We start from the raw sequence: 11,229 nt of genomic DNA on the forward strand, positions 1-11,229 counted from the left end.
TCATGGCAAGAAACAAACTTTTGGTGCCCGGTTCAGAAAATGTATTGGATCAAATGAAGCAAGAGATTGCCAATGAGTTTGGAGTTCAGCTTGGTGCTGATACGACCGCACGAGCAAACGGTTCTGTCGGCGGTGAAATGACGAAACGCCTTGTTGCAATGGCAGAACAGCAGCTTAAAAACCAGCAAAATCTTTAAACTAAGCTATTTAACTGAACCGGCCCTTCACTTTGGGCCGGTTTAAAAAAATATATTTTTTTACCGGGAATTCTGTCTATTTTTTAGAAAAGAATTTGTTCGCTGAAATTAATTGTTTATTCGCTGATTTAACCAGCTTATTCGCTGATTTTTAATTTTCTTGGCTAAATTACATTTTTATTCTCTGGTTTTACGGATTTATTCGCTAAGTTCACAATTTTGCTGATTTTTCCATTTGATTTGAATCCAGTGAATAATTGACTCGGCCTGGCTGCAGAATATTTTATAACCTAACCAGAGGGGGACTATTTATGACAAACAAAAATGACAATCGCGAAAGAAAAAACAAATATCCAAATAACAAAAAGCAAGATACTGAGTTCTCAAGAGATGCAGATATTCGCAGCGAAATAACCAAAAGGGATATGAAAAAATAACAGCATCTATTTTGGAAATAAAGCAGGGTATGACATTCAGTACCGGTTCGGTTTAAGAGTACAAAACAATAAGTACAATTCTTTCAGCAGTCCAATTAGCATAAAAATTAGACTGCTTATTTTTGTTGTTTTACAGGCTTTACGAAAAAAGCTAATGTCAAATAGCACATACATAGCCCTTGTTTTAGCAAAATTACATAAAGTTGTTAACTTCCTATTTCTTAGATAAAACTCTTACCAATTGCTATGTTAAAAATTACATTTTCATCTGTGATAGTAGGCTAAGACATATTTATCTTAAGGCTGTTTTCGTAAACTTTGTTGCTTTTCGGGTGGCTTACTAAGTTAATCAACGAGCAGAATTTATAAGTAAAACTACAATTTATGAGAAAAGAGCTTATGTTAAGAATATGAAGAAAATCAAGCAGACATTTTAATAAGAAAAATGTTTTAGAAATCTTTTTTTTAAAAAGTTGTTATAATAATTAAATCAGTGTGTAGAGATATTGGTATTAGGTTAACTGACCAAAAATATATGTCGCAAGATACGTCTGCCATCTGAAATTTAAATTTCGGAGGGGAAAATATGTATAAGGAAGATAGACTACCTCAAAACGCAAAGGAAGGCATATTATTTTTATTAATTATTTCAATTATTTCAGTAAATACGATCGCCCCAATCATTATGGGGATGGAACGCGGCTTCAGTAAAGACAATTATATAGAAACTCTTACGATTATTCCGTTTATGTGGATTATTGTTGTATTGTTAGTAAGACTGGTTGCTGGACCATTAGTTGGGAGAGTAATGCCAAAATTTGTCGGACAAACAGATGGATTTAATGCCCGAGTTTTATTGAATACTTTATTGAATGTTACAGTCCTATCTATTCTTCTAACCATTATAGGAACTTGGGTTGGTACGAAACAAATCAGCCTAGAACCTTTTCAGAATTTCTTTCACAGTTGGTTTAGAAATTTTGGTGTAGCATTTTGGATTGAACTATTGATTGCTCAGCCAATAGCAAGATTTACAATGAAAAAAATACACGCAAAACAGGCTATCCAAGCAGAGAGTGTCAACCCATAACACCTAGAATCATGTTTCGAAAACAAAAAAAATTTCCTGTCACCTTGAAAATGTAAGAGATGTAACATCTCATTTTTTTCACGCCTCTTTTGCTAACAGGCGTTATAATGGAATAAGATATTATAAAAAATGCTCAGAGATTTCCCTCTGAGCATTTTTTAACCAATGTCTATTTCGACTTTGCCTTCTAACTATGTTTTTATACTTCAAAACCGAACCCGTTAGTCATTCGACGGTCTTTTATGCAAACAAATTACATAGCAAGGAAGCAGCCCTTCTGCAAGCAAACCTAGCTCCTCTTCATAATGGATTGAATACTCCCTTGATTAATCGAAATGGCTTTCATTAAGGGCGTGATGGACAAAACCCTTGTGAGGATTGACCGCTTCTATTATAGGCAGGGGTGAACCATTCGTTTTGCTTTTTCTAATTAACCTGAGCAGTTATATTGTAGGAATCCATCCATTTTTCCTAAGAAAAGTCCCTCTGTATATAACAGCCAGACAAACTGCTAATCCAGATACTGCTGCCTTCCATGCTTTACTCTAATATTGGATTCCCCGCTGTTAGCAGCAGAAGCATATACCTGCGTTTCAAAAACCAATGCAAATAGTGCAGTTCCCAGCGCAAGGTGGAGCACCGCCCAGGAAATTTCAATATAACTGATGATGGTGAGAATGCCAATCAGGATTTGGCCCATCACAAGCAAAGATGATGCCATCAGCCGATTTTGCAAGCCAGTCTCCCAATTTTTCTTAAAAGAGAGATATGTAAGAACAAATAAGTATATTCCTAAAGCTAGAGCTAAAAGCCTATGACCTGTCTGGAATAACCCAGGTATTGAAACAGGGAAAACACCATTCCCGCAGTTTAGCCAGCTGCATGCCAATCCATATGCTTGATGCTTAACATATGCCCCGATAAACAAAGTCAGCATCATAAGCAGCAAAACAACATTTAGGTGGTACAAAACTCTTTTACCATTTCTGTTATTCAGCAGTGGCCGATAACGTTCATTTCCGCCGCCAGCTCTTCGCCAAATCCATATAAGGTTTGCCAGAAACAGCATGGCAATCAACAGGTGAATAGAAACGATGATGGAAGGCAAATCATATAAAACCACAACTGCACCCAACAGGATCTGAAGAACCATAAGAGCCATAAAGCCCCTGGAAGCCAATTGCAGCTTCTGATCCGATTGCGACCTTTTGATTTTAACAAATAGCACTACAGCTATAATCCCGAGTATTGCCCCAATTACACGGTGAGCAAATTCAATTAATGTATCGCCTTCAAGCATAGGTATGACCAATCCATTACATAAAGGCCATTCCGGCCCGCAGCCCATTCCTGATTCAGATGATGCAACATAACCGCCGAACACAATTAAAATGTATGTCAAAATAATGGTTATGAATGCCAATCCCTTTACCCTCAACCCATGCACTCCTTTTAGTAAGTTTTTAAATTTGTCACCATATTAACAAAGAATGGACATACATTCGGTGACATGTGTCACAAAAAGATATTAATTTTAAAGTCAACGAGTGAATACCCTATTTGCTTTTTTACCAGCCTCCCATTTTTAACCTGGAAAAAATAAATTGCTTTTTTTCTGAAAGAGAAGGTTCCAGTTCCCACAATTTTAGGAGGGGAAAAGCTGTTGCCTGGTGAAGATAAAATTTAATCCATTTTATGGAAATCTTCCATTATTAAAAACTCGAGAGCTCAAATATCTTGGCAGCAAAACCAAAAAGGCAGTCCATCAAGATGATGGGCTGCCCTAATTTTCATTGAAAAAACATTATTTATTAAGAAAAGTCTTGCTAAAAAGAGTTACATCTTCTATTTTACTGCGGTTTGGTTCAAAGCCAATTCCTGGTTTTTCAGGAACGATTATGTACCCATCTTCCATAGTCACTTCCGGATCAATAATATCCTGCTTCCAATAATGTGAGGATGGTGCAGTATCACCAGGAAGCGTGAAGTTAGAAAGGGTTGTGACGGCAATATTATGTGCACGTCCGATCCCCGCTTCAAGCATTCCTCCGCACCACATCGGAATATTGTTGGCTTCACATAAATCGTGGATTTTCCTTGATTCTGTCAAGCCGCCAACCCGGCCAATCTTAAGATTAATGATTTTACAGCTCCCGAGCTCAATGGCTTTTCTGGCATCCTCGAAAGTGTGTATGCTCTCATCAAGGCAGATTGGTGTTTGAAGCTGTGACTGAAGCTTTGCATGGTCAATAATATCGTCATGCTCAAGTGGCTGTTCAATCATAGTAAGATTGAACTCCTCCAGCTTTTTTAAATGTTCAATATCATTAAGTGTATATGCGCAATTGGCATCCGCCATGAGCTGGATATCCGGAAACTGCGTCCGGATTGCTTTTAAAATTTGAACATCCCAGCCTGGCTTGATTTTCACCTTTATGCGTTTATATCCTTCTTTTATATACCCCTCGATTTGCTTGAGCATTGCCATTTCTGAATTCTGGATCCCTACGCTAACCCCTACTTCAATTCGATCCTTCACTCCGCCCAGAGCCTTTGACAATGGAATCCCGTTTTCCCTTGCATATAGATCCCATACAGCACCCTCTAAGGCAGCTTTGGCATTAAAATTCCCTCTAATTGTCCTGAAAGCTTCAGAGACATCATCCGGATGATGGATATCTGCTGCAAACAGGGAAGGGATCAAATGGTCACTCATGATATGCCAATTCGTTTTAACGGTTTCTTCATTATAAATAGGTTCCATTATGGAAACAGATTCAGCCCAGCCTGATAGCCCGCTTTTCGACTTAATTTCAACAAGTATGAAATCTTTATCCACTTCAGTACCAACGCTTGTAGTAAATGGATTCAGAAGTTCCATCTTCACATGCCTTAAAATGACGCTTTTAATTTCCATCTTATCTTCTCCTAGCGGCATATCTCTTCTTTTTCCAAGAGATATAAGTATTGATGTTCCCTAGTTCGATCCTTGACTAAATCAGTCACTATCCAGCCCTTGTTCAAAAAATGGACAAAAACGTTTTTGGTGGTTTCTCTCCACTTCAATGCCAGTGAAAAATTCTGTTTCTTGATGTCCTGGAAATTTCCTGGTACTGGTACGAGAAGCTTGTCATTGTCATCCCTCAGGTCTGCTTTTAAAGGTACGGAAAAACCATTTTCTGTATCTGTCTCAATCACTCGAGGTAGTTGAGCAATAGTATCTTGACTGCACTGAGGCTTTTCATTATTTATACGCCACTCCACCAAAAAGCGGTCAGTCGGTATACCAGCATTCATATTATCCGACATTTCCCCATATGCATTTTCGATATACCGGGTGCATACCGCTCCAAGCTTATGAAGATTCAAATTGGCATTAACCGTTTCAAGAGGATCGTATGTCCAGGAAATAAGATCATATCCTTTTACAAGGGCTGTTTCTCTCTGTGCCAGTTTCAGCTTTTCCCCGATTCCTAACGCACGATATTCATCATGAATCCCCAGACTGTGAGAGCATAAGTAAGCCCTTTTGCCATCAAAACCAGGAAAGCTGTACTGAAATCCAATTAGTTCCTCGTTTATAAAGGCGCCCAGAACAAAACCCCCATTTTTAACAGTCGCAACAGTATGGTTCACGGGTACAGCATCTTCCACGCTCCATATCAGCGTTTCCAATTGATAAACCGCTTCCAATTCTTTAACCGAATGAAAGTTTCTTATTGAAAGTGATGATAGTACTTCTTTTTTCATAAAATCCTCCCTCTCACATGCCTGCTCAACCCCAGCAATCCTTCAATTCTCGTCCAATATTTTATTGGGTTCATTAAAATATGAAATGAGCAATAACAACTACAATTGGCAAAGTAATGATTGTGCGAAGCAAGAAAATAAGGATTAAGTCTTTAATGCTCACTGGAAGTTTTGAACCAAGCAGCAGTCCGCCCATTTCGGACATATAAACAAGCTGAGTTACAGATACACAAGCTATAACGAACCTTGTCATTTCACTCTCAATTCCGCTTCCGATAACCGCAGGCAGGAACATATCCGCAAAACCGACAACCATTGTCTGGGCTGCTTCAGCTGCTTCAGGAATTTGCATAAGCGCAAGGATTGGTTCAAATGGTTTTCCAAGAATTGTGAATGCTGGTGTATACTCTGCAATCACCAGCGCTACCGTTCCAATTGCCATAACAATCGGCAATACACCAAGCCACATATCAAGGACATTTTGAAAGCCTTCCTTAACCACTGCAGCAGGACCTTTATTGTCCTGAGCTTTTTTTACCGCATTCTGAATACCCCAATTTACGGCAGACACATTCGCAGGAATAGATGTTTCCTCTTTTAGTTCAGTTCCTTCATATCCAGTATTCGCTTTTCTTGATAAAGGAGGTATGCGGGGCATAATAATCGCAGCCGCAAGTCCTGCAAGAATAATTGTTAAATAATAATGAAGGAAATATTGTTCAAGATTTAAATATTGAATGATTACAATGGTAAAAGTAATGGATACCACCGAGAATGTAGTTGCAACCACTGCAGCTTCACGCTTCGTATAATAGCCATCTTCATATTGCTTGGTCGTCAGAAGGACACCAATTGTGCCGTCTCCTACCCAAGAAGCCAGGCAATCAAGAGATGAGCGGCCTGGAAGCGTAAATACCGGCCTCATCACTTTAATGAGCAATGCACCAAAAAATTCAAGCAAGCCAAAATTTAATAGCAATGGCAATAATAATCCCGCAAGAAGAAAGGTTGTGAATAGGATCGGAATTAAATCATAGATTAATAGTCCGCCTGTATTTTCTGAATAGATTGGCTCAACACCCAATTCAAAAAATGTGATAACAGCAAAAACCATTCCCAGGAAACGCGCTGCCAGCCAAAACTTGCTAACATTGAACAGCTTATTTAAAAAAGGACTATTAATGATAAACCCCGGCTTAAAAGCTGTTGCGATAAAAGACCCGATAACGGATAAAGTGATGACGATAACGGTGATTGCGTAAATCGAGTCCCCCAATAAAGCGCCTATTTCCCCTGCCAAATAAGCCACCGGGATGGTGATGCCTTCACCATTGCTAATTGGCACCATAAATAATAGAATTCCCACTAAAGATGGGATTAAGAATTTCAGATAATCTCCTGCCGCATACGACTTCAGCTGCCCCTGTTCACTTTCAGGCATTTTCTTTGAAAGACTGCTCATTCGTATGTACCCCCTTTTATTTTTACTTGTTGACTCCCCTGTTGGTCGTTATTACTCCAAAAACATTTCCTGTTCAGCATACAGAAATTCGAGTCTTTGCTGCCTTTTTGCAATTTTTTCATGATCCCGTTCCTGTATTCCAGCAATTAACACTTCCAGCAAACTTACAACTGAAGCAATAGAGTGGTGTCCTGAATCCATTCGTTCGTCAGTGGTAAGTGTTACGGATGCCATTTGCCCAACAGGCGAAAACTGGCGGTCTGTAATGGCTATAACCCGGGAACCCTGTTTTTCAGCATAGGATGCCAGGTTATAAGTTTCCTTGCGATAACGAGGAAAAGAAAAAATAACGGCTGCGGAATGCTCAGTCAAATCGCACACATCCTCAGGCAAAAATCCTTTTGGACCTGAAATAAGCACATTTCCCCTTAATTGCTTAAGCGTGTAATAAAACCAGTATGCAGCCGCAAAAGAGCTGCCAAACCCTCCAATATAAACTCTGTCTGCCTGAACAAGGATATCAACTGCTTTCCAAATGTCAGCTTCATTTACCTGGTCAAGCAATTGACGAAGTATTTTCCTCTCTTGATCAATGACTCTCCTAAACAAATTCTTTTTCCCGGCATTCACTGATGATTGAAAATCTTCAGACGCTGTCTGCTGCTTCTCTTCAAGCCAATCTCGTCTGACAAGATCCTGCATTTGGGAATAGCCGCTAAAACCCAGGGCATAAGCCAGCCGGATAACGGTAGTTTCACTGACCCCCACTTTTTTCCCAACTTGAAATGCTGTTAATAAGACGGCTTCATCCGAATGATCCATAAAAAAATCAGCTGCTTTTTTCTGTCCTGGAGAGAGTGAGGAATAGCTTGCTTTTATTAATTGGAACAATGTTTTCTTATTCATGCTAACTCCTCTTGAATAGTGCAGGAAATACTTCTTATGCAAAGTATAAAGCATAAAATACTTCTATCACAAGAAGATTTTCTACTATTCTAAATTATATTTGTATTCCTATTAGTCTATAAAGCCCATTTTCCTTGAAGGAAATCCTTCTACACATAAATATTAAAGGATAAAATACTTCTTCCGCAATAAAAATTTGCATTTTTAATAAAAAAAATTTATTTTTATGCATTCATTTCCTAATAACAGTGTGTACCGCAAAACTTGGTATATTTAATAAAAGGCAAAAGATATCCAAAACAATGATGAGATATCACGTTGCTATTGATGCAACAGCTGCAATCCTAATTATCATTCATGCAGTTAGCCCCGAAAAGCAGCAGACTTTACGAAAACAGCGAATAAAAAGAAGGAGGTATTCCATGATTTATTGCGCTTAATCCATTTATCGATTTTGCTGAGCTTTAGTAAATAATTGCTGAAGTTCCTGACCAGTTATCGCAGTGGCCTCCGTTCATCAAACTCTCCCCTATCTCCGCAAGGTACATTTCAGTTCCCTGCTCCCAGAATAACTTCTCTATTATACTTATTCTCTCCCAATCATTTTTTGAGCAAACGGTTGCATAAAATAGATTCACTGTGTTATTTTAAGATAATAATAAAGCTAAACTGTATTTTCAGTTGGATTTTTACTTCTATATCGAAATCTTTTTCGTAAAAAACCCTTAAATACATTTTTAGTAAATTTAATGAAAGCCCATACAATAAGAGAGAGGTAGAACTATGAAAAAATTATTTTCTTTTGATTTTTGGCAAAAGTTTGGGAAGGCCCTGCTCGTAGTTGTTGCCGTAATGCCTGCTGCGGGTATTATGATTTCACTCGGAAAGCTGGTTGGAATGTCTGGTACTGATCTATCTTTTGTGCAAGCGATTGCACGAGTGATGGAAGATATCGGCTGGTCCATTATTACAAATCTGCATATTCTATTTGCGGTTGCTATTGGCGGCTCCTGGGCTAAGGAACGTGCAGGAGGAGCTTTTGCAGCATTGCTTGCATTTATTCTCATTAATAGAATTACAGGTGCTATTTTTGGAGTAAAACCTGATATGTTAGCAAATCCTGACGCGATTGTTAGATCTTTATTTGGACAAAATCTTGCCGTGCATGATTATTTTACGTCTATTCTGGGTGCTCCAGCCCTAAATATGGGAGTTTTTGTCGGTATAATTTCTGGTTTCCTTGGAGCCAATCTTTTTAATAAATTCTATAACTATGACAAGCTGCCAAATTCTTTATCATTTTTCAACGGGAAACGTTTTGTCCCTTTCACTGTAATTGGCGCCTCAGTTGCAGCTGCTATGGTCTTATCAATTGTATGGCCGTTTATTCAAGGATTGTTAAATGACTTTGGCCAATGGATTGCCACATCTAGAAACACTGCTCCAATCATCGCACCATTTGTTTTTGGTGCATTAGAACGTCTATTGCTACCGTTCGGCCTTCACCATATGCTGACTGTTCCAATCAACTATACAGAACTGGGCGGAACTTATAAAATCCTGACAGGCTCCAATGCCGGTTCAACTGTAGCTGGACAAGACCCGCTATGGCTGGCATGGATTGCCGACTTGAACAATTTCCTTGCTGCCGGTGATACTGAAAGCTACAAGCAATTACTGAATGAAATTACTCCTGCCCGCTTTAAAGTTGGACAAATGATTTTATCTGCTGCAGCTTTGCTTGGTATCGCGTTAGCGATGTACCGCAATGTGGATCCCGGAAAAAAGAAGAAATACAAATCAATGTTCTTCTCTGCCGGATTAGCAGTATTTTTAACAGGTGTAACTGAACCGATTGAGTTCATGTTCATGTTTGCAGCACCTCTTTTATATGTGGTATACGCAATTATGACAGGTCTTGCATTTGCGATCGTTGATTTTATTAATATCCGTGTCCACTCATTTGGTATTATCGAATTAATTACCAGAACACCAATGATCATAAAAGCAGGATTATGGATGGACCTTGTGAACTTTGTTATCGCATGCCTTGTCTTCTTTGGATTAAACTTTTGGGTAGCCAGCTTTATGATTAAAAAGTTTAACTTCCCTACTCCGGGACGAAATGGCAACTATATTGAAGAAGAAAGTGCAGGCTCCACTTCAGAATCAGCAGTCAGGAAAGATTCACTTGCCCCTTCTTTAATTGCATTATTAGGCGGAAAAGATAATATTGAAGACGTTGATGCTTGTATGACCCGTTTACGTGTAACTGTCAAAGATACATCTGCCGTAGCTGGTGAACAGGAATGGAAAAAGAATGGAGCTCTCGGTCTTATCGTTAAAGACAAAGGAGTCCAGGCTATTTATGGTCCAAAAGCTGATGTTCTAAAATCGGACATCCTGGATTTGCTGGGGGCATAATTAATGAAGTTACTTACTCTTAACTGCCACTCCTGGCAGGAAGATCAGCAGCTTGAAAAAATAAAGGTCTTGGCTGAGACTATTAAAGAGAATCAATATGATGTTATCGCCCTGCAGGAAGTGAGCCAGCATATAAAAGCACCATATGTTGACGGACTTATCCGTAAAGATAACTATGCACTAGCTTTAATAGAAGAATTACGAAAACTTAATGTAGAAGATTATCAATTCACATGGGATTTCTCCCATCTTGGATATGATGTTTATGAAGAAGGTCTGGCTATTTTAACCAGGCATGAGATAAAAGAAGAATATTCATTTTTTATAACCAAAAGCCATAACCAGAATTACTGGAAAACACGAAAAATAGTAGGAGTAAATATCCTGTATCAGAACAGGCCTATTTCTTTTTATTCGTGCCATCTTGGCTGGTGGGAGGATGACGAAGAACCTTTTAAATACCAGGCAGAATCTCTTATTTCCCGGATTCAGAAGGACAAGTCATTCTTTTTAATGGGGGACTTCAACAGCTCTGCTTTTGTCAGGGATGAAGGCTACGATTTCTTAATAAGCCATGGAATTCATGATACTTACAATCTGGCTGAAGAAAAAGATTCCGGGGTTACCGTTAAAGGAAAAATTGCCGGCTGGGATGAAAACAAACAGGATTTGCGAATCGATTTAATCTTAACGAATCAAACGATCCAGCCAAAATATTCAAGGGCTATTTTTAACGGAACAAATAAACCGGTAATTTCTGACCATTATGGTGTGGAAACGGAATATCATGATTAAAGCAAAGAGGGTGTCCCAAAAGTATGACTTTCGGGCACCCTCTTTTTTCCTTTATAAAATTGGCCTGTTGATTTCCGCTCCAGGGACTCAAGCTGTCGCGGGCGGTCCGACGCTCCTCGGTGCATTCGCACCTGCGGGGTCTCCCGCTGACTCGCTTCTCCCGCAGGA

The 11,229-nt window shown here is 39.0% G+C and carries 10 protein-coding genes; 5 read left to right on the forward strand and 5 right to left on the reverse strand.

The annotated features are described in order from the left end of the window. Nucleotides 1-2 precede the first annotated feature (2 nt). The 3 genes from L634_RS0116920 (at nucleotide 3) to L634_RS0116930 (ending at nucleotide 1,724) form a co-directional block, all read left to right on the forward strand. Nucleotides 3-197 carry an alpha/beta-type small acid-soluble spore protein gene (locus tag L634_RS0116920; RefSeq protein ID WP_026583465.1) on the forward strand — a complete coding sequence of 65 codons (195 nt, stop codon included), beginning with the start codon at nucleotides 3-5 and terminating at the stop codon, nucleotides 195-197. A 311-nt stretch (nucleotides 198-508) separates the two neighbouring features. Beyond that, the gene (locus tag L634_RS34690) at nucleotides 509-634 is read left to right on the forward strand and encodes a hypothetical protein (RefSeq protein WP_269521569.1); all 126 of its coding nucleotides are present in this window, start codon (nucleotides 509-511) and stop codon (nucleotides 632-634) included. A 586-nt stretch (nucleotides 635-1,220) separates the two neighbouring features. Next, nucleotides 1,221-1,724 carry a hypothetical protein gene (locus L634_RS0116930; protein ID WP_026583466.1) on the forward strand — a complete coding sequence of 168 codons (504 nt, stop codon included), beginning with the start codon at nucleotides 1,221-1,223 and terminating at the stop codon, nucleotides 1,722-1,724. A gap of 511 nt (nucleotides 1,725-2,235) precedes the next feature. Here L634_RS0116930 and L634_RS0116935 read toward each other — a convergent pair. From L634_RS0116935 to L634_RS0116960, 5 genes are all read right to left on the reverse strand, one after another. Further along, nucleotides 2,236-3,162, reverse strand: a complete 927-nt coding sequence (locus L634_RS0116935) for a COX15/CtaA family protein (RefSeq protein ID WP_026583467.1) — start codon at nucleotides 3,160-3,162, stop codon at nucleotides 2,236-2,238. Nucleotides 3,163-3,528: 366 nt separating this feature from the next. Continuing rightward, nucleotides 3,529-4,641: an o-succinylbenzoate synthase gene (gene menC / locus L634_RS0116945; protein WP_026583468.1), complete on the reverse strand. Its 1,113-nt coding sequence runs from the start codon at nucleotides 4,639-4,641 to the stop codon at nucleotides 3,529-3,531. A gap of 11 nt (nucleotides 4,642-4,652) precedes the next feature. Further along, nucleotides 4,653-5,474, reverse strand: a complete 822-nt coding sequence (locus tag L634_RS0116950; protein ID WP_026583469.1) for an acetyltransferase — start codon at nucleotides 5,472-5,474, stop codon at nucleotides 4,653-4,655. A 73-nt stretch (nucleotides 5,475-5,547) separates the two neighbouring features. Beyond that, complete coding sequence (locus L634_RS0116955; RefSeq protein WP_034262827.1) at nucleotides 5,548-6,936, reverse strand: YjiH family protein; 1,389 nt, start codon at nucleotides 6,934-6,936, stop codon at nucleotides 5,548-5,550. 51 nt (nucleotides 6,937-6,987) lie between these two features. Continuing rightward, entirely contained in the window at nucleotides 6,988-7,842 is an 855-nt protein-coding gene (locus L634_RS0116960) for a MurR/RpiR family transcriptional regulator (protein WP_026583471.1), read from the reverse strand. Nucleotides 7,843-8,625: 783 nt separating this feature from the next. On the opposite strand from L634_RS0116960, the gene L634_RS0116965 reads away from it, so the two are divergent. Then, nucleotides 8,626-10,266, forward strand: a complete 1,641-nt coding sequence (locus tag L634_RS0116965; RefSeq protein WP_026583472.1) for a PTS transporter subunit IIBC — start codon at nucleotides 8,626-8,628, stop codon at nucleotides 10,264-10,266. Between the two features lie 3 nt (nucleotides 10,267-10,269). Further along, nucleotides 10,270-11,061 carry an endonuclease/exonuclease/phosphatase family protein gene (locus L634_RS0116970; RefSeq protein WP_026583473.1) on the forward strand — a complete coding sequence of 264 codons (792 nt, stop codon included), beginning with the start codon at nucleotides 10,270-10,272 and terminating at the stop codon, nucleotides 11,059-11,061. Nucleotides 11,062-11,229: the final 168 nt, after the last annotated feature.

Source organism: Bacillus sp. J33, from assembly GCF_000518885.1.
Lineage (GTDB): Bacteria > Bacillota > Bacilli > Bacillales > Cytobacillaceae > Cytobacillus.

Bases quoted from the DNA above. Each gene is read 5' to 3' on its own strand.
- L634_RS0116930 (WP_026583466.1), top strand. From the start codon at position 1,221: ATGTATAAGGAAGATAGACTACCTCAAAACGCAAAGGAAGGCATATTA.
- L634_RS0116965 (WP_026583472.1), top strand. From the start codon at position 8,626: ATGAAAAAATTATTTTCTTTTGATTTTTGGCAAAAGTTTGGGAAGGCC.
- L634_RS0116920 (WP_026583465.1), top strand. From the start codon at position 3: ATGGCAAGAAACAAACTTTTGGTGCCCGGTTCAGAAAATGTATTGGAT.
- L634_RS0116960 (WP_026583471.1), bottom strand. From the start codon at position 7,842: ATGAATAAGAAAACATTGTTCCAATTAATAAAAGCAAGCTATTCCTCA.
- menC (WP_026583468.1), bottom strand. From the start codon at position 4,641: ATGGAAATTAAAAGCGTCATTTTAAGGCATGTGAAGATGGAACTTCTG.
- L634_RS0116955 (WP_034262827.1), bottom strand. From the start codon at position 6,936: ATGAGCAGTCTTTCAAAGAAAATGCCTGAAAGTGAACAGGGGCAGCTG.
- L634_RS0116950 (WP_026583469.1), bottom strand. From the start codon at position 5,474: ATGAAAAAAGAAGTACTATCATCACTTTCAATAAGAAACTTTCATTCG.
- L634_RS0116970 (WP_026583473.1), top strand. From the start codon at position 10,270: ATGAAGTTACTTACTCTTAACTGCCACTCCTGGCAGGAAGATCAGCAG.
- L634_RS34690 (WP_269521569.1), top strand. From the start codon at position 509: ATGACAAACAAAAATGACAATCGCGAAAGAAAAAACAAATATCCAAAT.